Raw genomic sequence first — 24,043 nt, forward strand, 5'->3', positions numbered from 1 at the left:
TGAGCCAGGATCAAACTCTCCAAAAAAATATTTGAAGAACCTGAATGGCTCTAAAAGTTTCTAGAATTACCTTTTAATAAAGGAATTTCATAGTTTTGCACAAACTATTGTATGTTTACTACTTTTAAAAGTAGTACCATCATCTGGCTTTAAATCATGTGTGCATGATTTAATTGTTGCATTGTTTAGTTTTCAAAGAACACCCTTGCTTGTTATTTTGCTGCAATACTGTGTTGCTTCCTCCTCACCTTCGGTCAACATACTGTTTATGTATGTCTCGGTCAGGTTCGTCGTTGCGCCTTGTCTTGCAACAAAATCCCTGCGCAATAACACGAACATCTCAGCGCCTCGTTCCAGGCAAAAATCACTTCGTGTCTGTACTGACTTTTAAGCTCTTGCTTCGTGAGTCAGCTTGTTTAGTATATCTTTTTATCTATCCCTTGTCAATACCCTTTTTAAGTTATTTTTAAGGGGATAAATGGTGGGCAGGGATGGATTCGAACCATCGTAGCCTACGGCGACGGATTTACAGTCCGTTCCCTTTAACCACTCGGGCACCTACCCAGATAAAATGGTGACCCAGGAGGGACTCGAACCCCCGACCCCTTGATTCGTAGTCAAGTACTCTAATCCAGCTGAGCTACTGAGTCATGTTGTAAATTGTCCCAGAAAAGAAAATGGTGGGCCCACCAGGACTTGAACCTGGGACCGACCGGTTATGAGCCGGTTGCTCTAACCAACTGAGCTATAGGCCCTTCTTTACTGATAGAAAATCTCGCACGGCATACGCAATGCGAGAATCGCAAACAATATGGAGCGGAAAACGAGACTCGAACTCGCGACCCCCACCTTGGCAAGGTGATGCTCTACCAACTGAGCTATTTCCGCATTATATGGAGCGGAAAACGAGACTCGAACTCGCGACCCCCACCTTGGCAAGGTGATGCTCTACCAACTGAGCTATTTCCGCATTTGTATTTTGCCATCAGCCTTTCGCTGACTGACAAAATACATTCTACTTATTTATCAATGCTTTGTCAACACTTTTTTCTAAAATTTAACATCCGTTATTGTATGAGCTCATATCCGGCATCAGCAATTACATTTTTAAAGGTCTCCATTGGAATATCCTTTTGGCATTTCACCAAAGCTGTGCCAGCCTCCAGATTCACCTGAACTGCCTCAACTCCATCCACAGCTCCCAAAACTCTTTCAACATTTTTCTGGCAATGCATACACATCATACCATTGATTTTTAATTCCTTTTCCATGACTGCTTCCGCTCCTTTTGACTTACTATTATAATCTTCTTCCATATAACTATGGTTCAAATTCAAACTCTTTAGCCGCAATGCATTCAGAACTACGCACACACTGCTCAAGCTCATAGCCGCTGCTCCCAACATAGGACTCAGCTTTACTCCCCATATTGGATACAGTAGTCCGGCTGCTGCAGGTATACAAATTATATTATAAAAGAATGCCCAAAACAAATTTTCTTTTATATTTCTCAACACAGCACGACTTAAAAATATCAGGCCCACCACATCCAATAAATTGTTCCGGGCCAAAATTGCATCGGCACTTTCTATGGCTATATCCGTTCCCGCTCCGATAGCGATACCGGCATCGGCCATTGCCAAAGCAGGTGCATCATTTATGCCGTCTCCAACCATTGCCACTTTTTCGCCGTTGATCTGTAATTTTTTTACATACTCCGCCTTATTTTCCGGGCGGACTTCCGCAACATAATCATCAATGCCAAGATTCGCCACAACTGCAGCTGCAGTTTTCTCATTGTCGCCGGTAAGCATTACCACACGCAATCCCAGCTCTTTTAACTTGGCAATAGCGGACCGACTGCTTTTCTTAACAGTATCCGCAATACCAATTATACCCAGCAGCCTCGTCTCCGTCGCCATATATAGCACTGTTTTTCCCTGTCTGGCAATCTTTTCGCCTTGGATAATGTACTTTTCTTCTATATTAAATTGTTTCGCAATAAACTCTTTGCTGCCAAAGTAATGGCTTTCACCATCAATCTGCCCCATTATTCCCTGACCCCAGACAGCTTTAAAACCTCTGACTTCAGAATGGGCAGATTCCTGTGGAGAAGCTGCCGCAACAATCGCCCTGGCAATAGGATGCTCACTGTTTCTTTCCAGAAGAGCTCCCCGTCTTATCAGCTCATCACCAGATATCTCCACCGGAATAATATCCGTTACGGCCGGCTTCCCTTTGGTAATTGTCCCGGTTTTATCCAATACAATGGTTGATACCTTGCTGACCGTCTCCAATATTTCACCAGATTTAATCAACAGCCCATTTTCCGCCCCTTTGCCAATACCGGCCATAATAGCTACCGGAGTGGCAAGGCCCAGGGCACATGGACAGGATATTACCAGCACAGAAACCGCCATGGAAAAGGCCATTTCTCCGCCATAACCTCCGAGAAGCCAAACTGCCCCCGTAAGCAATGATATCATCATTACTATCGGTACAAAAACACCAGCAATCCTGTCCGCTAGTTTAGCCATTGGTGCTTTACTACCGGCCGCCTCCTCCACTAGGGCGATCAGCTGGTTTAATGTAGTCGCTTCCCCCACCTGATGTGCCTGATATTTTATATATCCATTGATATTAACCGCACCGGAAACCAGTTTATCACCAATAGTTTTATCCACTGGAATGCTTTCTCCGGTAATGGCCGATTCATCAATACTTGTTTTTCCTTCTATAATAACACCATCAGCCGCAATAACAGTTCCCGGCTTGGCAATAATCACATCCCCAACCACTAGTTGGTCAGCCTGAATCTCAGTCTCTATGCCATTATACTCCACCAAAACTGTTTTAGGGGCATAATCCATCAGCTTGCGCAGGGCAGCCGTCGTACTGTGCTTGGCTTTAGCCTCCAGATATTTTCCCACGGAAACCAAAGTTACAATCATAGCCGCCGACTCAAAATACAAATTGGCACTATACTGTGTCACCAGATCATACGCCCCATGACCGAGACACCATCCTATATAGTATATATTCACCACACCATAGAGCAATGCTGCCGCCGACCCAACTCCTACCAAGCTGTCCATATTCGGCGAACGGGCAATTAAATTTTTGAAGCCATTGACATAATAGTTTTTATTTAACAGCGTAATCGGTAAAACCAAAAGCAGCTGCGTAAAAGCAAAGGCCAACGCATTTTCCGGCCCATCAAAAACAGTCCGTATAAAGTTCGGCACTGATATACCAAGATAGCTGTATATCATCTGATGCATGGATATATACATTTCCAGCATCAGCAGAGCAATAGACCAGCCAAGCTTTCTTTTTTTTGATTCCATATCATCTTTGGCCTGTTTTTCCGCCGGAAGTGCTTGCTTAGCCCCGTGAACTGCCGCCCCATAGCCGGCCCCCTCCACTGCCTGCATGATATCCTGCTGACTTAACACATTTTCATCATAGGACACCTGCATGGAATTAGTCAGAAGATTCACCGCCACATTATCAATGCCGGAAAGTCCCCCCACTGTTTTTTCCACTCGGGCAGAACAAGCGGCGCAAGACATTCCTGTTATATCATATTTCTCTTTTTTCATCGCTTACTCCATTATATGAATTGATATTCATATATATAATATATTTTATTTTCTTTTTTTGCAACAAAAAGCCCCCTGAAAAACAGGGGGCGAATAATCTGGTGCTGGAGACAGGATTTGAACCCGCGACCTTTTCATTACGAATGAACTGCTCTACCAGCTGAGCTACACCAGCGATACTTTGTAATTATAACCCAAGCACGGATTACTTTCAATTAAAATTTTTCCAACCTTTTTCTGGTGGGCCCGTGAACCTCGTGTTCCTTAAGCCTTTCCAAAGTTTCTACCATAGGCGAAGAAAGCTGATAATCAGCCTGTCGCCACTTATCAATGGTATTGAGGGCAATATTTCTTGTACCGATAACAGGTGAATATAAAGCGGCGCAAATCAGTCGTTCGCCTTTACCAGGCACCAATTGCAGTCCTTGAACCACATAAGAAAGGATACCATAATCCCGGAACTTTTCATCATTACCCAGCTCGTTGGCCGGACCGGTGGCCATTTCATCCAATGGAAGTTCAGCTTCAAACAGGGAAATAATCTCATCGGCATATTGTTTTTCCGGCAACAGCAAATCAATCATATCATATTTGGTGTCCCACTCCCGACGCAGGGTACTCATAGCCCGGGCAGCATAGTCAAGGCCAAGGGCTTTGCCAAGATAAAAGCCTTCACCCATGTCCATAGCCTGCTCCACACAGCTTCGGCAGGAACTCCCCTCCAACAGCTCAGTGAATCGTTGCAATAATGAATCCTTGTTTTCCAGCTGGCTTTTTTGCACAAAATCCCTAATATCAAACAGATTACTGTAATCTTCCAGCTTTTCAGCGTATTTTTCCGCCAAATCCAGATAAACCGCCAAAAGCTCACCTGTCTTTTTATAACCGCTGAGCCCCTGAACCGGGCTGTCCGTCAGTGCCGCTCCCATAAGCTCTCCCGCCAGCGAATACATATCACGGCTGACATTGTCCTGCATAAGGTTGTCCAGCAGTTTACCCCGTTTTATGGCCACCATGGCAGAATACTCCGGCATAATTTCGTTTTTCCAGCCATCCTTTAGCAGCCATTGGGCTATTTCCGGCGTTTCTGCCCGCAGCATGCTTACGGCATGAATTTTCCCCCATCCCCTCAACTTCCGGGCCAAGGAAAATATAAGGTCATTTCCATCCTCAAAATTAGCCAGCATAAATAAGCAAAACAGGGTAAGCTCCTCAGACATAGCCAAATCCAATAAAATATCCTTCAAATCCTGGGTTGGCTCCTGATCCAAGATTTCCAGTACCGTAATGGCAAACTTTATTGACTCAGCATCCTCACTCTGCACCAACAAAGTTCTGGCAAATCGCCCCAGTGCCTCCGGCGATAGTTTTTCCGTATGATCATACACCCAATCCTGCAAGGCATCCATTACTGGCAGCATTACACCACCATTTTGGAAATGCGTAATCAATGCATTGGCCGAATCCTTAAATCGTTCCTGAGAAGCCATTTCCAAAACCAGAGTCAATCCACTGATGTCCGGATTTTGGGTTGGCCCCATATGATAGCGAATAGTACCGTCCATGGCCCCATCGGCAAAAGCCAGACCCTGCTCCGGTGCTTCCCGCAGCACAAAATCCTCCGGCAAAGTGCCATCTGCCAGCATAGCATTCTTTATTCTATTATAGATTGAATTATTTCCCGTCATAAGCCTACCTCTTTTTGATACATTCGAAGTTTACGGAGCCAGATGAAGTGTCTATAAGTTTAGACCCAAAGCCGGCCAATAATTATCACTTGTCCTGTCGGCTCAGCTTAAACCGATAGCCCGCATAAAGAATCCCCAACCATATTGGCAGTGCAATAACCGCATTCTTCATATCCGGAATCTGATACATCATAAATATGACCCCCGCCAAAAAAGCCAGGCTGATGTAATTGGTCAACGGATATAAGATGGACTTGAATTTGGAATCAATATTATTCTCCTGACAATACTGCCGGAATTTTAAATGGGTCATGGTGATGCACACCCAGTTAATAACGGCAGAAATAATAACCACCGCAAACAAATACATAAAAATCTGACTTGGGAACAAATAATTCATCAAAACGATTATCAGGGTTATCCCGGAAGAAACCAAGGTCCCCACAATAGGCACCCCACGGGAAGATACTTTTTTGAAAATCTGCGGGGCATCGCCTTTTTCTGCCAAACCATATAACATACGGGAATTGCTGTAAATAGCAGAATTGTATACAGAAACTGCTGCGGACAATACTACAAAATTCAGAATATGGGCCGCTGCCGGAATACCTACATTATCAAAAATCTGAACAAAAGGGCTGGATTCCATCCCCACCTGATTCCAAGGCCAGAGACACATAAGGATAAACATTGTACCCACATAAAAAATTAAAATTCGCCAGATTACCTGATTGATTGCCCGTGGGATAGACCGGTCCGGATCTTCAGCTTCGCCGGCAGTAATCCCCAGTAATTCAATGCCACCATAGGAGAACATTACAACCACACAGGCCATAGCCAATCCCCAAGCACCATTAGGAAGAAATCCACCATAATTCCACAGATTGCTGATATTATCTGGATATCCGACCGGGTTAGTCAGAATAAGATAGCCGCCTAAAACTATCATACTCAAAATTGCCGCCACCTTAATGAAGGCCATCCAAAACTCCGTTTCACCATAAGCACTGACATTTACCAAGTTTATAGCTGTTATGATAACCAGACAAATAAGGGCAGACAGCCACTGAGGCACATCCGGCCACCAGTAGTTGATATATATTCCTACAGCAGTTATTTCTGCCATACTTACCATAATATAACAATACCAATAATTCCAACCGGCCAAAAAGCCTGGGAAGCCACCCCAATACTTGGTAGCATAATAACTGAAGGAACCGGCTACAGGCTCATGTACGGACATCTCGCCCAGCATACGCATTATAAAATATATAACTATACCACTTATCAGGTAGGCCAACATAACCGAAGGACCGGTAAGGGCAATAGTCGAGGCTGAACCATAGAACAGGCCTGTGCCAATGGCACTCCCCAAGGCCATCATCTGCAGGTGACGGTTCTTCAGTCCCCGCTTTAAATTTTTGTTTTCCATAACTCCAACTCCTACTTTTGAACAAATGTAATGGCCATTTTTTATGTGGATTATGTTGATAACTTATTCACATTTATGTGTATAATGTGGATAAATCAGTGGATAACCCCATTTTTTAGCCATAGCACCGTTATGTTATCCCCATTTTTTGTGGATAAATAACATGGCACACAACGGATTACATTATAGCATATTTTCATAAATTTATAAAATCCCCTTGCCCTCCTACACCGCCTGTGATTTAATTAGCCGTAGAGGTGAACTATATGTCCGAAAACATAAATCAGAACTTGATAGATATGCCCCACGGCATGCAGGAAGAAATCAAAATGAAGCTGCTGGAAATGGTTCAACAGGGAGCTGACCCCTTTGACATGCTATACGAAGTAGCACATTTTCTGGAAAATGTGTCCGCCGAGCGAGGCTACGCTCAGCACATAATCGATAATATCCACACCATTTACGGCATAGCGCTGGATAACAAAAAACCCTTATCAGATGAGATCAATGACTTGAAGGCACGCCGGGACAAAATACAGGCATCTTTATCCAGCGGTAACTTTTCCACTGAGGAGAATGCCCGTATGGATTTTGCCATAAAGGCCCACGAACGGAAAATTGCTCAACTGGAAGAACTGTTAAAAAATAACTAATAAAAAAGATGCTGATTTCTGCAAATCAGCATCTTTTTTATATAACTATTCATTTTAATAACTTGGAAAAATCCTCCACGCTAATCGGCTGAGAGAAATAAAATCCCTGTGCCCAATTGCAGCCAATTGATTTCAGCAAATCAACCTGTTCCTTGGTTTCTACCCCTTCAGCAATAGTTGGCAGCTTCAGGCTATCGGCCATTTGCACCACCGCCGCCAAAATATTGGTTCCACGGCCGGTGCGATCCGTACGCTGCAAAAAACCCATATCGATTTTCAGCACATCAATGTAGATATCCTTCAACATATTTAATGAAGAATATCCGCTGCCAAAGTCATCCATCAGGATACGGAACCCGGCCTTCTGAAGATTCTCAACTACTGAAATTATCATCTGGGGGTCACCAGTGTAGGCTGACTCAGTAATCTCAAGTTCAAACAATTCCTTTGGAACATTATACCTTTCAACAATCTTGTTTAAAACATTCACCAGCTTCGGATCGTACAAATCAATCCTGGATACATTTACTGACACCGGAAGGACTTTTTTACCCTCATCCAGCCATTTTCGTATCTGCCGGCAAACACTTTCCCACATAAATTTATCCAGTTCATAGATTGAACCATTTTTCTCAAATATTGGTACAAACAAGCCTGGCTGAATCCGTTCCCCTTCTTTGTTCACCCAGCGCACCAAAGCCTCTGCCCCAATGATAGTTTCATTTTCCAGCTCAAACTTTGGTTGAAGCATCAGGGAAAATTCATCATTATCCAAAGCGCTGTCCAACTCATTCATTATTTTCTGCTCAATCAGCATCCGGTCCCACATCTTGTCCTCATAGACACAATAAGGCATCATATGGCTGCCGTTTACCTGATTTAGGGCAATATTTGCCCGCTCAATCATCTTATTGACCGGAAGGCTCTTGTCTACCACCTTATACAATCCAAAGGTAAGAACTGTATGATGATTTATTTCAAAACTATTGGCCACTACCTGCAGAGTGTACATAAGCCGCTCTGCTTCGTCATTGCCTGACTCAAAGCATACCACAAAATTATCGGCATAAAGTCGACCAGACAAGCACAGCTTTATATCCACACTTTTCAAAAAATCAGCAATATATTTGAGAAGCTTATCGCCCTGAACCTCACCAAATACTTCATTTATAACCTTGAAGCGTTCTACATTGATACGCAAAATATCAAACGACTTGTCAGGATAATCAGAAATCATATCGGCCGCACGGGAGCAAAAGGCCTCCCGATTTAAAAGGCCAGTAAAACTGTCATAGGCCGAAAGATATTCATAGTCCGCCCGATTTCTGGCGGTAACAATGGTATAGCTCCGTTCCTTTTCCGAATCAATCGCAACATTTATCCCGGAAATGGCATACCCCCCCGGGGTCATCTGATACATAACAGTAATGTTCATCGGAATCATTTTCCGTTGCTTCATGCTGTTGATAGCTACATGAACCACGATAGAAATATGATCTTCGCCCACAAAACGGCGACTGCGGATTTGACTTATACTGCACGGAGCCAACCGTTCATATTCAGACTGTAAAAAATGTCTTACTTCCCAGTTGCCACGGCAAAACGCCCGGATAGCCGGGCTAAATCCCACAACATCATTGGCCAGGGCATTGGACATACCATCAAATATTCCCTTTGAAAAATATTTTTTTATATAGGTTTCTGTCAGCCTTTGAAGGTCATCCTTTTCCACTGATATATCCATAAAAAGCCCTCTTTCCAATTCATGCTACAAACCTGATATATACCATTTTAATGCAATTATTTCCTTTAATCAATAAAGTTGTCCCTGTTAGGACACAAGACTCATTTCTCCAATAGAAAACGGGGAATAGTAAAAGCCGTTGCTCCCATTACTATTCCCCGCTCTCTATTGCGACCCTATTACTAAGGCAACAATCTCCGGTTTTAGTCTAAAATATACACCTCAACATCACCACGGCCAAAGTTAATGGCCTCACGGTAAGTGTTCATGCACAAATCTATTCTATTACCTCTAATAGCTCCGCCAGTATCCGCTGCTATTGCAACGCCATACCCTGGTATATAAACCCTGGTTCCTAACGGAATAACCTGAGGATCCACTGCGATAACACCATGCTGTGCCACCATACCGGTAGCGGTGATACCTGAACCACCACCATCACTTGGAATATATGCAGTAGCCTCCATTGTCATATGCCTGCTGTAGCTCATAGCCCCCTGGCCGGTTTCTACAGTTGGTTGTGCGGGGATAATCACTGGTTCCACATCCGTTACCCGAATATGCATATCAGCTGCAACGCTTATATCTCCGTCTTTATCAATGGCATATCTGTTGCCAACATAGCCGAGTTCCTGCATGATTTCAGCCACTGTTGACTTTGTGGTAAACATTTCTTCCTGCTTACCCTGATATTCTATAACAACTGGTACAGCACGCTTAACATTGATGACCATATCACCTTTGTCATCGGCTGAAATACGATACTCGTCTTTTTCGTTTTTGATCACACCAGCCTGGCTCAAGATATTATCCACAGCGCTGTATGGTGTATTAAGCTCAATCTTCTGACCATCAACGGCAATTGTCACATGTTTGTGTGGTATAAAACCTGCTGTCAACATCATCACAAACATCATTCCAATGCAAATCGGGAACCGGATATCCCGGATACATCGGACATATAACTTTTTAAAAGTCATTTAATTCCCCCTTTGGTAAAAACATATTTGCAAGTATATCAGCAAATTTTTCAATTGTCAAATTTTTAATAATTATCTTCCACTTTTATGGGTATTTTACCCCTAAAATATGAATTTTATCTGATAAAAATACAATATAACGGGAGTCTTCTCCCACATTGGCTTAAAAAAGATAAAAGTTAGGCTAATCTGGTGTATAAATTTTTGGCATTTCTGGTGGTCTGCATTGCAATTTTTTCAAAGGACTCATTTCTAAATTCTGCAATTTTTTCCACCACATATTTTACATATGCCGGTTCATTTCGCTTGCCACGCATAGGAGTTGGTGCCATATAAGGACAATCCGTTTCAGCCAAAATATATTCCAGGGGAATTTCCTTGATTATCTCTGGCAACTTGGCCGCATTTTTAAAGGTCAATGGGCCATCCACGCCGATATACCAACCCATTTTCACCAACTCCCGGGCCATTTCCATACTGCCGGAAAAACAATGCATTACCCCCTGAATGCCCTTTCCCTCTTTTTTGATAATTTCCAATGTATCACCATGGGCCTCCCGATTGTGAATACATACCGGTAAAGCCAGCTGTCTGGCTAAATCCAGCTGCTTTATAAAAATATCCCGTTGCAGCTGCCGTTTGTCATGATCCTTTTCCCAATAATAATCAAGACCAATTTCTCCAACAGCAACAACCTTTTGGTCCTTGGCCCATTGGGCCAGCTGCCCCAAATCCTTGTCCGTCATCGGAAACGCTTCCTCAGGGTGAACTCCCACCCCGGCATAGCAGCAGTCAAATCCTCTGGATAGGGCCAGACAAGCCTTGGATGACTCCATGGTGTCTCCCATATTTATAATTGCCCCTACACCGGCTGCCAGCGCCCGCGCCACCACATCTGGTCGATCTTGGTCAAACTGTTCACTGTTTATATGGGCATGGGTATCTATAATTTTATTATCCATAAAATGCTCCTTTTAAACCAAAGGGGCTGCCGTATTCCACAGCAACCCCATTATGTTTTACATCATCCGGCAAATATCACTCGACAGTGCCACATTCCTAAATTCTAATTACTTTACTACACTGCCGGCTGGCATATCAACCGATACAACCTCCAGCTCATCCCCATTGGAAGCCGCCAAAATCATCCCATGGGAAACAACCCCCCGAATTTTGGCCGGTTTTAAGTTCATTACCAAAATCACTTTCTTGCCAATCAACTGGGCTGGCTCATAATGCTTGGCAATACCCGATACTACTTCCCGAACCTCACTGCCGGTATTAACCTTCAGCTTTAGCAGCTTATCAGCCTTCGGTACAGGTTCCGCTTCCAGGATTTCCACCACTTGTAATTTTACCTTGCCAAAATCATCAATGGTAATTTCATCGTCCTTCGCTTTATTATCCTGCTTAGGCATATCTTGTTTCTTTTCCTTGGCCGCAGGCACCGCATCTTCCTTTTCCAGTTCAATCCGCGGGAACAACTGCTGAGCCTCACCAATATGCATTCCAGCCGGTGTGCCGCCCCATGTCTTTATATCATCCAGCCGTACATCAGCGAAGCTGGTTGGCATATTCAGCTGCTGCCAAATTCGCTCTGCAGTAGTTGGCATAAATGGAGCAATCAGAACACTGATTATTCGCAAAGATTCTACCAAATTGTACATAACATTGGCCAGTTCCTGCTTCTTGTTCACATCCTTGGCCAAAGCCCAAGGTGCCGTTTCATCAATGTATTTGTTGGCCCGACTGATAAAGGCCCACACAGCCTTAATCACCGTACTGATTTTCATATCAGCCATGCCCTCGTCAAATGTCTTGACAGTTGCCATAGCATCCGCAATAAGTGATTCATCCACTTCACTTCGGCCATTGGCTGCCAGCACCTCACCCTTTTGGAACTTCCCTACCATATTCAATGTACGGTGCAGAAGGTTACCCAAATCATTGGCCAAGTCCGCGTTTATCCGCTGTACCAGAGCCAGCTCCGAGAAATTACCATCCTGTCCAAGATTGATTTCCCGCAGGAGGAAATACCGAATAGCATCAGCACCATACTTGTTAATCAGTTCAACAGGATCAACCACATTGCCCAATGACTTGGACATCTTGCTGCCATCTACTACCAGCCAGCCATGACCATAAATCTGCTTTGGCAGTGGCAAATCAAGCGCCATCAAAATACATGGCCAAATGATGGAATGGAACCGGACAATTTCCTTGCCTACCAAATGAACATTGGCCGGCCAGAACTTATTGAATTTTTCCTGATCATCCAAAAAGCCAATTGGCGTCAGATAGTTGGTCAGGGCATCAAACCATACATAAATAACATGCTTCTCATCAATAGGCACCGGAATGCCCCAATCAAAGGAAGTACGGGAAATACACAGGTCATCCAGCCCCTGCTTGATGAAGTTTATCATTTCATTGCGACGGGATACCGGCTGAATGAAGTCCGGGTTATCCTCAATGTATTTCAAAATACGGTCAGCATATTTGGACATCTTAAAGAAATAAGCTTCTTCAGCAACTTCCTTCACCGGGCGGCCACAATCCGGACAACAACCATTCTCATCCAGCTGCAGCTCTGTCCAGAAACTTTCACACGGCGTGCAATAAAGTCCCTTATAGGCCCCCTTGTAAATATCCCCCTTGTCATAAACCCGGCGGAAAATCTCCTGCACTACCTTCTCATGACGCTTTTGGGAGGTACGGAGAAAATCGTCGTTGGAAATATTCAGCATATCCCATAATTTTTGGAATTCGGCCACAATCTTATCCACATACTCAATAGGCTTAATCCCTTGTGCTTCGGCTTTCTCCTGTATTTTCTGACCATGCTCGTCACTGCCGGTGAGGAAAAATACATCCTCCCCTGCCAGGCGATGATATCTGGCCACCGAATCAGCAATAGTTGTGCAATAGGCGTGACCAATATGCAGCTTGGCACTTGGATAATAAATCGGTGTTGTTATATAAAAGCTCTTGCTCTCCACGAAAATTTCCTCCTAGTATTGAATATTTATATATAGTCGCCCCTTCCTTCTTTTATGGAAGAGTTCAACATCATTAACAACTACGGTGTGCATCAGGTGAATTCATCAAGCAATGCTTGATACACATCACGACGGCTAATGCCCAGTTTCTTGGCAGTTTCCCGCATGGCCTCCTTCCGCCCCATTCCGGCAGCTTCCATCTGCTCCACCAGTTCCCTTGGGCTGAGCTGCTCCGCTGGCCCAACCAGGTCAGCTTCATCATTATCATAGCCCCCTACTATAATAACAAATTCCCCTTTTGGTTCATGCTCACTATAGTAATCGGCCAGGTCGCCCAAAGTACACCGACGGAATTCCTCAAATTTCTTGGTAAGCTCCCGGGCCGTTGCCGCCGGCCGGTGGGGTCCCAAGGCCTTTACCAGATCACCTAAAGTGGACTTTAAATGATGCGGTGCCTCGTAAAAAATCAAAGTTTCCGTTTTTCTGGCAATCTGCTCCAACAATTCCCGCCGTTTTTTGCCGGTCTTTGGCAAAAAGCCATAAAATGTAAAGGCTGTAGTATCTAACCCAGAGCAAATCAAAGCTGACAGTGCCGCATTTGCTCCCGGCAACGGACTCACCTTAATACCAGCCTCTATAGCCAACTGGGCTAAATGAGCCCCTGGGTCCGAAATCCCCGGCAAACCAGCATCACTGATACAAACAATGGTATCCCCCGCCAGCATTTTTTTCACCAGCTCCGGTCCTTTATCCAGCTTATTATGCTCGTGATAGCTGGTAAGGGGCGTATGAATATCAAAATGGGCCAACAATTTACGAGAATGGCGGGTATCTTCAGCCGCAATTAAATCCGCTTCCCCTAGCATTCGAATCCCCCGAAGGGTCATATCCTCCAGATTGCCAATGGGAGTAGCGGATAAATAAAGCATTCCCTGTTTAGTTAGTTCCTCAGACATAGCACATTCCTTTTTGGGCGTTAATTGCATCTTGCATCAATTAGCACCATTGTATATTTTCAATACCTCATCGGTATACGAACCATCGTCATTGTGTACAATCAGCGGTATTTCAGCCTTCATCCCCCCAGGCACACCACCTACCACTGCTTCCAACAGCATTAAGTTCGATGGTTTGTCCGCCTTGGGCTGTACCAGCTGCAACCGCTTTATTTCCATTTGGTTGGCATGAAGCGCTACCACAATCTCACCCAACCGTTCCGGCAAATGCACCATCGCAAATTTCCCCCGAAATCTCAGCAGATATCGGGCCGCCTGTACCACATCATTTAGAGTAGCAGTCAGCTCATGCCGGGCTTTGGCTACCCCATCAAGGGAACTTAGCATTCCCTGATTCACAGGGCGATAGGGGGGATTGGCAATAACACAGTCAAAACTTTCCGGCGGATAAAGCTCCCGTATCTGGCGATAATCCCCCGCCTGAACGAAAATTTTATCTGCCAGCTGGTTAAGCTCAACATTTCTTTTGGCCAAATCAGCCATCACCGGGTTTATCTCCAAAGCGTGAATTTCCTTGACCCCATCGGCAATAAGCAGGGGCATAACCCCGGTACCGGTCCCTAAATCAAAGACCCGCCAGTTCTTGTGATAATCCGGATAGTGCGCCAACAACACCGCATCAATAGAAAAACAAAATTCCTTAGTGTTTTGGATTATTTTGCGGCCACGCAACAGCAAATCATCCAACCGCTCATCCGGCCCCAACTGTACATCATCCCAGCCTTCCACCGAAGGCAATTTATTAGATGTCATCTTCATCCTTTTCTATTACATCCTCCCAGGAAGCCACAATAGTGTGACTGTTGTCCAAAAGGATAGTGGCAGTACGCCGCTGCTGATTAAGGTTAATAACCTTGCCCTCACCCTCAGCGGTAATTACCTTGCTGCCCTGCGTCGGTGGTTGGATTTTTACCCGCTTGTTACATTTACCGCAATAGCAGTCATTCTCGTATTTAAGGCAGCACATTAGCCGGCCGCAAATGCCGGAAATTTTGGTTGGATTAAGGGAAAGATTTTGTTCCTTGGCCATTCGAATGGAAACAGGCTCAAATTCTCCCAAAAAAGTGTTGCAGCACAATGGCCGGCCACAACAACCAATGCCCCCCATCAACTTGGCCTCATCCCGCACACCAATCTGTCTGAGCTCAATTCTGGTACGGAATACTGCTGCCAAATCCTTGACCAGCTCTCTAAAATCGATTCGCCCATCCGCTGTGAAGTAGAATATAATCTTATTCACATCAAAGGTATATTCCACCTGCACCAGCTTCATTGGCAGGCCATGTTTCTTTATTTTTTCTTCGCAGATTTCAAAGGCCTCCTGTTCCTTCTGAGCATTGTCAATCACCTTATTACGATCCGCATCCGTGGCCTTACGCAAAACTTCCTTTAAAGGAAGCACCACATCGCTGTCCGGCACTTCCCGAGGACCAATTACGGCCGAACCAAATTCGATCCCCCGAGCCGTTTCCACGATAACATCATCATTGGTCTTAATGTCCAGGTTTCCCGGACTAAAATAGTATATCTTTCCTGCCCGCTTAAAACGGACTCCAACTACTGTCTGCACTTTATTCCTCCAATAAATCCTTTACCTTTATAACAAAGCTTTCCATCATCAGCCGGCATGCTACTCTATAGCGAAGCCGCCCTTGATATTCCCTGGCCAACTTCAAAAAAGCTGTCAACTTACTTTGGGATATTCGACCGGTGAATTGGCTTATTTTCGCTATATCCTGCTGATTATACAGCCTGATTGGACTGCCACTGTACAGCACCAGCTCATCCCGCAAAACCATAATAAGAAAACTAAACCACTGGCTCAATTGGCTTTTGTCCATTCCATCAAAGTTTTTCCCTTCCTGCCAGACCATTTCCATATCCAATCGTTTATCCACACAGGCAGAAAAAAAACGCATGGCCGACTGCTGGAGAGACATACCTTCCTCATCATTGAGAAGAATGGCTTGCCGGACACTGCCATCGGCAAAACCAGCCAAATAATTGGCCCTTTCCGATGAAAGCCCTCTTTTCACCAGCAATGAGGTAATTTCCTCACTGCGTAATCCGGCAAATTCTTCCCGCATACATCGGGAAATGATGGTATCCAACAACGCCATAACCGAATTGGTAACCAAAATAAAGTAAATTTGTTCCCCAGGCTCCTCAATAGTTTTAAGCAAACAGTTGGAAGCCGCCTCGTTCATGGTCTGGGAATCATCTATTATAACCACCCGTTGGCGGGACAAAATCGGCAATCTGGCTATTTTGTCCTGCATTTGGCGTATAGCTTCAATTTTAATAATTGGTGAGCTTGTATTTTCATCCGGCACCACCTGAAAAAAATCCGGATGGGTCCCGGCCAAAAGGGCCTGGCAGGATGGACATCGTCCACAGGCCGTACCATCCACATGGTTATGGCATAAAATAGCCGCTGCCATCGCCTCAGCCACCAGTCGTTTGCCTACGCCATCTATACCGCAAAACAACATGGAGTGGGGCACTCTGTCCTCCCGGCACAATATTTTCAGCCGTTCAATATTCCTTTGGTGTCCGGTAATACTATTCCAAAAAATATTCATTACATATACAAATCAACCAACATACCACGGATAGCATCATGACTGGCTACTACATCCAGCTGCTCAGCTTGCCCCAGACGAATTTTTTCAGCCATATTTTCCAGCTCTGTATCAATCTTTCGGACAGTAGTGTATACCTTCTGACGACCCATGCGGTCCCAGCCGGTCTGCGAACTCACATCATACATCTGACTTACAACAGAGCTGACAAAGTTCTTAATTAGGCTCCTATATTCTCTCAGTTCATCATAAGTCGGAGTTTTGGTAAGCTTTGCCCCCTGCTCATCAATCTGATCCAACAGTCGCTGCAGCTGTTCATGGGATGCACTGCTCCGCTGGTCTTCCAGTTCAGAGGAAAAATCCGACTCCATGGCATTGGTGCGTCGGCTGGCGTCATGACTCATGCTTGGCATACTTTGTCTGGTGCCCAAACCTTCTATTTTCATATCAATCACCTGTTGTCCTTCATACTATCTAAAAGATAACATACCTATTTTAAATTATAGTATTTTTGCTGGTAATTGGCAATATAAAAGCCATTGAATGTTAGTCATCCAATGGCTTTTTACCGTGTTTTATTTTATTTAAAAACAATCATCTTGGCACCGAAAATGTCCTCCATGGAGGTAATCAGCTTCAACACATCAGCCGGAACTTCGCTGTCCAAGGTCAAAATCATCAGGTTGGTGCCTTCCTCATTGGTAGTGGACACCTGCATACCGGAAATATTGACACCAGCTGCCCCCATAATGGAACCAACCTGACCAATAACCCCCGGACGGTTGATATGTGGACACAACAGAATACAATCTCTTGGGGCCAAATCCACATGATTGTCGTTAATTTTTACAATCCGTCCCTTGTCACCAAAGAGAGTCCCCTGCACGCTAACCTTCTTGTCCTTACCGGCAGTAGCTGTTACTGTGATAACATTGGCGAACCGCTCCGTATCCTTATCCTTAACCTCACTGACCTTAATATTGCGCTCCTTGGCCAGTCCTGGGGCATTTACATAATTCACGCTGTCATCCATCTCCGCTGTCAGCATTCCCTTGATAACAGCCGTAGTAATCATCTTGGTATTAACATCAGCGATTTCACCGTTATATGCTACTTCAACCTTCTTTATACCACCATCCAACAACGCTCTGGCAGCACAGCCAAGCCGCTCCGCCAAATCGAAATACGGAGAAATGACATTCATCACCTGCTGGGAGACTGGTGCCATATTTACAGCTGTCATTACAGGTTCACCATTTAAGGCTGCTTTAATGCCTTGGGCAACATCTACTGCCACACCTATCTGGGCTTCAACTGTCGACGCCCCCAGATGCGGAGTAACATAAATCCCTTTTACCCCCAGCAACGGATGATCCGCCGGAATCGGCTCACTGGTAAATACATCCACAGCTGCTCCGGCTACCTGGCCATCCAGAACCGCATCCCGCAGATCTTCTTCCACAATAATGCCACCTCTGGCACAGTTCACCAGCCGGACACCCTTCTTCATCTTATACATGGCCGCCTTATCAATCATCCCACGGGTGCTATCAGTCAATGGCATATGTACGGTAATAAAATCTGATTTGGTGATAACATCATCCAGAGTACCTACCTCAACCCCGATATCCTTGGCATATTCTTCATTTATATATGGATCATAGCCAATAACCTTCATTTCAAAGCCCACGGCCCGCTTGGCCACACCACTGCCGATACGGCCCATACCAATGACACCTAATGTTTTGCCCTTCAGCTCAACACCGGTATACTGCTTCCGGTTCCACTCACCCTTCTGCAGGGTTTCATTGGCGACAGGAATATGCCTGGCCATGGCCAACAGCATAGCCATGGAATGCTCGGTAGCAGCATTGGTATTTCCCCCTGGAGAATTTATTACAATAATTCCTTTGGCTGTAGCTGCTGGCACATCGATATTATCCACACCGACACCAGCCCGGCCAATTATTTTCAATTTTTTCGCTGCATTGATGACCTCTGCCGTTACCTTGGACGCTGACCGCACAATCAAAGCGTCAAAATCAGGGATAAGCTCCAGCAACTCCTCTGCCGGAAGTTTATCCTTAATTACGCATTCAAAATCATCCTTCAAAATGTCCACAGCCGTCTGTGAAACACCATCTGCAATTAAAACCTTCATTGTCCAGCCTCCCAATCATTGAGCTAATTCTATTCATACAAACTATTGTAGAATATACATCTAAAAAAATCAAGTGTGTTTCTGATGAATACTTTTTGTAACACCATCTTTTGTAATCTTGACGGTATCCTCTAAACTGATGTAAAATATTTTGTGATGATTTTATGGAAATTAACCATAAAATCAGGTATATTTCGTAATTTAAGGGGGTCAATCTAGTGGAAGCTAATCGCATTTACAACTTTAATCCTGGTCCTTCCATGTTGCCATTGGAGGTTTTAAAGGAAGCCCAGGCAGAGTTTTTGAATTTTCAGGAAACCGGCATGTCAATTCTGGAAATCAGTCATCGGGCCAAAGCCTATGATGAAGTGCACAATCAGGCCAAGGCAGATATTCTTGAACTGATGAAGCTGGGAGATGATTATGATGTATTGTTCATTCAGGGTGGTGCCAGCCTCCAGTTTGATATGATACCAATGAATTTTGCCACTCCGGAAAAACGAGGTAATTACATCCTCTCCGGCAGCTTTGCCAGCAAAGCCTGCAAGGAAGCCGAAATTCTTGGACGAGGATATGTGGCCGCCTCCAGCAAAGAGGTAGACTACAAGCACATACCAACCCAGGATGAAATCAAACTGAGCGATGACGCGGCTTATCTCCATGTGTGCTACAACAATACCATTTACGGCACCGAATATCATTACATTCCGGAAACCGGCGATGTACCACTCATAGCTGATATGTCATCGGATATTTTGTCCCGGCCGCTGGACTTTTCCAAATTTAGCTTTATTTATGCCGGTGTGCAGAAGAACCTGGGGCCAGCCGGAGTAGTGCTGGTAGTAGCCAAAAAATCCATGCTGGAACAGAGTCCATCTGACCTACCTACTATGCTGAGATATGATACCTTCTACAACAAGAATTCCCTTTACAATACCCCACCGGCTTTCTGTATTTATATGGTGGGCAAGACGGCAAAGTGGCTTAAGGCCCAAGGTGGTCTTGAGGCCATAGCCAAGGTCAACAAAAAGAAAGCTGCGCTGGTCTATGATGCAATAGATAACAGCAACGGCTTCTATCGAGGCCACGCCGACAAGGACAGCCGGTCCTTTATGAATGTGACCTTCCGGCTGCCTAGTGAGGATTTGGAAAAGAAATTTGCTGCTGAGGCCCTGGAAAACGGTCTCAGCGGTGTGAAGGGCCATCGCAGTGTTGGCGGTATGCGTACCTCCATTTACAATGCTATGCCATATGAAGGCTGTGAAAAGCTGGCTGACTTTATGACAAAATTCCAAAAAGCTAACGGTTGATTTTAAATAAAAAAAGTGTGTGAGGCAGATGCTTCACACACTTTTTATTTACATTCACTCCGCAGGGCGGATTCTGGCTTCAAACAGCCGATTCCATGGACTGGTAAGCCGTAAACTCTTTATAAAATCATTCTGAGGCAGATTTTTCTCGGCAAATAACTGCAACAGGCTGGTAGCCCGCCACTCGATCTGGCTTTTGTTTTCACCTAAAACATTGTATACACCTGCGCCCTCAAACCAGGACAATTGTCTTGCCACCACCTGACGGACATTGGCCTGATAAGCCCAATCATCCATATACCGAATGGTCAGCAATCGGTTTTTATCAGTTTCCTTCATAGCTCTGGCCAAAACGCCCTGAGCCAGTGCAAAGCCCACGCTGTTGGTCGGCGTATTCCAGCCGGAATACGATTGCACTTCGTAAAGCAGATGTCGTCTGTTCAATTCCTCCATCAGGGCATTATCCGAACCATTTACAAAGGATACATCAGCTATCCCCACCGGATAGCCTTTTTTCAGGGCATCCTGCACCATATCAGCAAAGTATTTCACCCCAGGGCGCAGATTAGTACCGTTAATGTACCAGTTGGCCCCCATATTTTCCCCATTGGAATTGGTATTAACCAGCAACAGCAAATCAACCCGTTCTGGCGACTCCGAATACCGGCCTCCTATGAGCTGTACATGGTCTTTTACGGTAGTATCAATAGGTTCATCCGAATAAGCAGGAATAATAATTTGACCATTTCCCCAATTATATTGGGATGAAACCACCGGATAACTATCCCTTATGTCATTTACGGCTCTGGTCAACATCAACAAGCCCACTTCATCCAGGCCTGCCAAATTATGCACATGCTCTACGCCCAATTCACTGGCAAAAGCCTTTAAATGCCGACTTTCCATATGGGTCTGGGACCATCTGGCATTATCATCCCGACCTAAAACCAACCGTTCAAAAACATTTGATTTGGCTAATTTTAATAATTCTTTGTTGATATTATAATTCTTTTCCCGACGCCCCAACCAGTCCTTGATATATTCCTTCGGTATCAAGTCCTGCAAAAAAGCCCGCTCTTTTTCCTCCTGGAAAGATAACGGCTGCACATCAGCCATATCACTCAGCACCGTGTAGCGGAAAATATCCAGGCCATAGCGTCGATAATACTCCGGTTCCTCAGTACCGGAATGCTCCCCGGAGCTTGGAGTACGCATAATTGATGCGAAGACATATAATTTTGCCTCCGGATACTTCTCCTTGTACTGTGCAAACCGGGCCGTCCGTTTCTTCAGCGTATTTTCCGGAATATTATGCTTTCTTGAGCCTACCAAACTGCCATATATCATACTGTCCGACGATATTACTATAGCCTTTATTTCCGGATTAAAAGCCTGCACAGGCTCCTTGGACTTATTTTTCTTTTTTTCTTCCTTGGTTGGCTTTCTAAAAATTGTTGTATTCGTTTCCAACCATTCCCACAGCTTGTCAGAATCTCCGAGATTTTCCCGGTTCCCCAACAGCTCTTCCGGCGGGATTATCAGCTCATAGCCCAACTTACTGATAGTATCAGCCGGCATCTCATCCGATACCGGCCGATTATCCTGCGGAATAAATACGATTTTACCCTTGTTAAGGCTATTATTGTACAGTTCAGCCCGACTGCCGTGTTGACTCTTGGAGCCGGCCAGGGCTTCTCCGGTCATCAACAGACACAGCAGGCACATCCATAAAACAATAATCTTCTTCATATTATCTCACATTATCTTATTACAGCATTTATAATCATCTGTTTAATATCATCCGGCAAATCGACCTTAGTTTTAAATGTAATATAACCTTCATGGGGTGTAGCAGACTCTATGCTGAACATATCCAGCAGCCGATGCCCATGCAGCTGGGTAGCCGCCAAATCGCTCTTTTCCAGTGTTTGTCTAAAATCCACCGTCACCCGGTTACCATCTATCTTGGTTGGTAAATCATCGCTTAATACAATCTTTCCGAAAAGATTCTGCACCATGGACAGGGACAGGCGGGAAAAAAACCAGGAACCCAGCCCGTGGTCCTTCAAAGCCCTTTCCTTCACCCGATAAGTTATATAGGTGTTATTCTGGTTGTGAACCATTTCTTCAATATACCCGGATAACTCAATCCGGCCAATAGATTTAGTCGTAGCCTTGATTTCAATCCGACCGTTTTCATGAGAGGCAATCGCCACGCTGGTAATATTTCTGTCTTCGCCGGTGAGTCGTTCAGTCAAGGCATCATTTATCACTGAGTCAGGTACAGCAATGCTACCATTTAGAATATCCACCAAGGATTCATGGCTCCAGGTCTGCTGTACCACCCGTATTACCGGTTCATAATCCTCAATAGCCTGAGAAACCTGTCCCCAGTCTATATTGGCAGCTGCCTCTATTATCGCTGGTGGTAAATCCATACAAATCTCCTTGATTACTTTTTGCCTGTTGCCGCAGCTTTTTCCTCTTCAGCATTCTCCATTCGGATGTCCTGCCACAGCTTTCTGGCATCATAATACAGTTTATTATCAACCATTTTAAGCTCTTTATCGTTAATCAGCCTGCTAAGATATGATGCACACTGCTCCCGATTACCAACCCGATTAAAAAGGGTTGCCAGCAGATACATAACCATATTATCAGTTAGGCTCTCAACCGGATACCGCTCGGTCATCAATGAGCGTTCATACAAATCAATAGCCTTCTTAGCCCATTCCATTTCCTCATCCTTCATTTCCATGAGGCGATAAATCCAAGACATACGCAATGTGAGTCCAGCCAAACGGGACAGAGGAGCATTTACGGCTTCAGCACAATAAATCGCCAACTGATACGAAGCCACCGCATCCGGCAAATTGCGCTCCGGAGAAAAAATGAACGAAACCCGTCTTTCCTTCAAAAATTGGGCCAATGCCGCCCGATGGCGGTCAGGCAAAACGGTGAGGAAATGTTTCTCGTCAGCAGCATAACCACAATGCTCACAGGCCAAAATCGTATAAAAATACGGGTTAAAATCACGATAATGGCAGCAATAATCATCATCGGTCCGCTGTATCATAAGCCGTGATTTAACTTTTACGATACGGGTGTTTTGTCCACACACCGGGCAAGGCTTTTCCACCACAAAAGTAAATTCGTTTGCCATATTTACCATCCTTCTTTTCGTATCTCTTCAAAAGAGAACTTATACATCACTCATTAGCTGCACTCTTACCAGCCTTTTTTTTGGCTTTATATTCTGTTTGAGCTTTTTCCAGCTTCGCTATTGAATTAGCATCCAGTTTACTGTTCACCCGCTTGGCCAGATCCACCTGATGACTCATACCATAATCCAAAATCGCCACATAAAATTTATAGGCAAAACTTTGATGGGACAACTCCTCAAGCTTGATCTCCTGCTCGGCGGGATCCTGCTCAATAACAGTGAATGTATAGTCCAGATAATCCGTGTTCTGTACTTTAACCGTCTTGGCCTTAATGTCGAACTTCAGATATTCGGCCACTCCAGCCAGTTGGTTGAACCCCTCAACAGATTTGCCGTTCCACCGGCGCTTGGAAATAACATCGTGGACCATCAATTCATCATATACCTTCAAAACTGGTGCAATAATAATATTGGTATCCACTTCACCTCTGGCGTTACTCCCAAAGTGAATCTGTTGGCGATTGAAATAATAATCCATTCGTGAAGATGATTGAACCCACTCAAACACCTCCGCCGGGATTTCCTCCAACTCAGGGGATGCCGCACTTACCATGCTTCCTCCCAAGCTGCAAATCAAAATAGAAAAAATAACTAATAACTTCTTCATAAATAAAATTCCTCCAAAACCATTCTTTTCAAAAGTTTATTCTATC

General features: G+C 44.6%; 19 protein-coding genes and 6 tRNA genes. 2 read left to right on the forward strand and 23 right to left on the reverse strand.

Going from position 1 to position 24,043, the window contains the following annotated elements:
* Window positions 1-479 precede the first annotated feature (479 nt).
* The 9 genes from QZV24_RS00005 to QZV24_RS00045 form a co-directional block, all read right to left on the reverse strand.
* A tRNA-Tyr gene (locus QZV24_RS00005) sits at window positions 480-564 on the reverse strand.
* An 8-nt stretch (window positions 565-572) separates the two neighbouring features.
* Window positions 573-650: transfer RNA gene (locus tag QZV24_RS00010), tRNA-Arg, on the reverse strand.
* 28 nt (window positions 651-678) lie between these two features.
* A tRNA-Ile gene (locus QZV24_RS00015) sits at window positions 679-755 on the reverse strand.
* A 57-nt stretch (window positions 756-812) separates the two neighbouring features.
* Window positions 813-888 (reverse strand) — tRNA-Gly (locus QZV24_RS00020).
* A gap of 6 nt (window positions 889-894) precedes the next feature.
* Window positions 895-970 (reverse strand) — tRNA-Gly (locus tag QZV24_RS00025).
* 97 nt (window positions 971-1,067) lie between these two features.
* The gene (locus QZV24_RS00030) at window positions 1,068-3,602 is read right to left on the reverse strand and encodes a heavy metal translocating P-type ATPase (RefSeq protein WP_294518364.1); all 2,535 of its coding nucleotides are present in this window, start codon (window positions 3,600-3,602) and stop codon (window positions 1,068-1,070) included.
* 99 nt (window positions 3,603-3,701) lie between these two features.
* A tRNA-Thr gene (locus tag QZV24_RS00035) sits at window positions 3,702-3,777 on the reverse strand.
* A gap of 40 nt (window positions 3,778-3,817) precedes the next feature.
* Window positions 3,818-5,290 (reverse strand): hypothetical protein, encoded by a 1,473-nt coding sequence (locus QZV24_RS00040; protein ID WP_294518367.1) that lies wholly within the window; start codon window positions 5,288-5,290, stop codon window positions 3,818-3,820.
* A gap of 85 nt (window positions 5,291-5,375) precedes the next feature.
* Window positions 5,376-6,722 (reverse strand): amino acid permease, encoded by a 1,347-nt coding sequence (locus QZV24_RS00045; protein ID WP_290655877.1) that lies wholly within the window; start codon window positions 6,720-6,722, stop codon window positions 5,376-5,378.
* Window positions 6,723-6,988: 266 nt separating this feature from the next.
* Between QZV24_RS00045 and QZV24_RS00050 the strand changes: the two genes are divergently transcribed.
* Window positions 6,989-7,375: a hypothetical protein gene (locus QZV24_RS00050; RefSeq protein WP_294518374.1), complete on the forward strand. Its 387-nt coding sequence runs from the start codon at window positions 6,989-6,991 to the stop codon at window positions 7,373-7,375.
* 49 nt (window positions 7,376-7,424) lie between these two features.
* Here the strand turns inward: QZV24_RS00050 and QZV24_RS00055 are convergent, their stop codons facing one another.
* The 10 genes from QZV24_RS00055 to serA form a co-directional block, all read right to left on the reverse strand.
* Window positions 7,425-9,119, reverse strand: coding sequence for a bifunctional diguanylate cyclase/phosphodiesterase (locus tag QZV24_RS00055; protein WP_294518377.1), 1,695 nt, complete (start codon window positions 9,117-9,119; stop codon window positions 7,425-7,427).
* Window positions 9,120-9,322: 203 nt separating this feature from the next.
* Window positions 9,323-10,099 (reverse strand): G5 and 3D domain-containing protein, encoded by a 777-nt coding sequence (locus QZV24_RS00060; RefSeq protein WP_294518379.1) that lies wholly within the window; start codon window positions 10,097-10,099, stop codon window positions 9,323-9,325.
* Window positions 10,100-10,278: 179 nt separating this feature from the next.
* A complete protein-coding gene (locus QZV24_RS00065; RefSeq protein WP_294518382.1) occupies window positions 10,279-11,061 on the reverse strand; it encodes a TatD family hydrolase in 783 nt (260 codons plus the stop codon).
* A 108-nt stretch (window positions 11,062-11,169) separates the two neighbouring features.
* Complete coding sequence (gene metG / locus QZV24_RS00070) at window positions 11,170-13,098, reverse strand: methionine--tRNA ligase (RefSeq protein WP_294518385.1); 1,929 nt, start codon at window positions 13,096-13,098, stop codon at window positions 11,170-11,172.
* A gap of 92 nt (window positions 13,099-13,190) precedes the next feature.
* Window positions 13,191-14,054: a 16S rRNA (cytidine(1402)-2'-O)-methyltransferase gene (rsmI, locus tag QZV24_RS00075; RefSeq protein ID WP_294518388.1), complete on the reverse strand. Its 864-nt coding sequence runs from the start codon at window positions 14,052-14,054 to the stop codon at window positions 13,191-13,193.
* 36 nt (window positions 14,055-14,090) lie between these two features.
* Window positions 14,091-14,867, reverse strand: coding sequence for a tRNA1(Val) (adenine(37)-N6)-methyltransferase (locus QZV24_RS00080; protein WP_294518585.1), 777 nt, complete (start codon window positions 14,865-14,867; stop codon window positions 14,091-14,093).
* A complete protein-coding gene (locus QZV24_RS00085) occupies window positions 14,857-15,684 on the reverse strand; it encodes a stage 0 sporulation family protein (RefSeq protein WP_290655888.1) in 828 nt (275 codons plus the stop codon). The genes QZV24_RS00080 and QZV24_RS00085 overlap by 11 nt, the downstream gene beginning before the upstream one ends.
* A gap of 1 nt (window position 15,685) precedes the next feature.
* Entirely contained in the window at window positions 15,686-16,696 is a 1,011-nt protein-coding gene (gene holB, locus QZV24_RS00090) for a DNA polymerase III subunit delta' (protein ID WP_294518391.1), read from the reverse strand.
* The gene (locus QZV24_RS00095; RefSeq protein WP_294518588.1) at window positions 16,696-17,109 is read right to left on the reverse strand and encodes a YaaR family protein; all 414 of its coding nucleotides are present in this window, start codon (window positions 17,107-17,109) and stop codon (window positions 16,696-16,698) included. Before QZV24_RS00095 ends, holB begins: the two co-directional genes overlap by 1 nt.
* Window positions 17,110-17,276: 167 nt before the next feature.
* Window positions 17,277-18,857, reverse strand: coding sequence for a phosphoglycerate dehydrogenase (gene serA / locus QZV24_RS00100; RefSeq protein WP_294518394.1), 1,581 nt, complete (start codon window positions 18,855-18,857; stop codon window positions 17,277-17,279).
* A gap of 218 nt (window positions 18,858-19,075) precedes the next feature.
* Here serA and serC point away from each other — a divergent pair, with 218 nt between their 5' ends.
* Window positions 19,076-20,167: a 3-phosphoserine/phosphohydroxythreonine transaminase gene (gene serC, locus QZV24_RS00105; RefSeq protein ID WP_294518396.1), complete on the forward strand. Its 1,092-nt coding sequence runs from the start codon at window positions 19,076-19,078 to the stop codon at window positions 20,165-20,167.
* Between the two features lie 54 nt (window positions 20,168-20,221).
* Here the strand turns inward: serC and QZV24_RS00110 are convergent, their stop codons facing one another.
* The 4 genes from QZV24_RS00110 to QZV24_RS00125 are packed head-to-tail and all read right to left on the reverse strand — an operon-like array spanning window position 20,222 to window position 23,997.
* On the reverse strand, window positions 20,222-21,916 hold the full coding sequence (locus tag QZV24_RS00110; RefSeq protein ID WP_294518399.1) for a DUF4127 family protein: 1,695 nt from the start codon (window positions 21,914-21,916) through the stop codon (window positions 20,222-20,224).
* 11 nt (window positions 21,917-21,927) lie between these two features.
* The gene (locus tag QZV24_RS00115; RefSeq protein ID WP_294518402.1) at window positions 21,928-22,605 is read right to left on the reverse strand and encodes a hypothetical protein; all 678 of its coding nucleotides are present in this window, start codon (window positions 22,603-22,605) and stop codon (window positions 21,928-21,930) included.
* Window positions 22,606-22,619: 14 nt separating this feature from the next.
* Window positions 22,620-23,330, reverse strand: a complete 711-nt coding sequence (locus QZV24_RS00120; RefSeq protein ID WP_294518405.1) for a DUF2225 domain-containing protein — start codon at window positions 23,328-23,330, stop codon at window positions 22,620-22,622.
* Between the two features lie 46 nt (window positions 23,331-23,376).
* Window positions 23,377-23,997, reverse strand: coding sequence for a hypothetical protein (locus QZV24_RS00125; RefSeq protein ID WP_294518408.1), 621 nt, complete (start codon window positions 23,995-23,997; stop codon window positions 23,377-23,379).
* Between the last annotated feature and the right edge of the window lie 46 nt (window positions 23,998-24,043).

The organism is uncultured Anaerovibrio sp., assembly GCA_902786545.1.
GTDB lineage: Bacteria > Bacillota > Negativicutes > Selenomonadales > Selenomonadaceae > Anaerovibrio.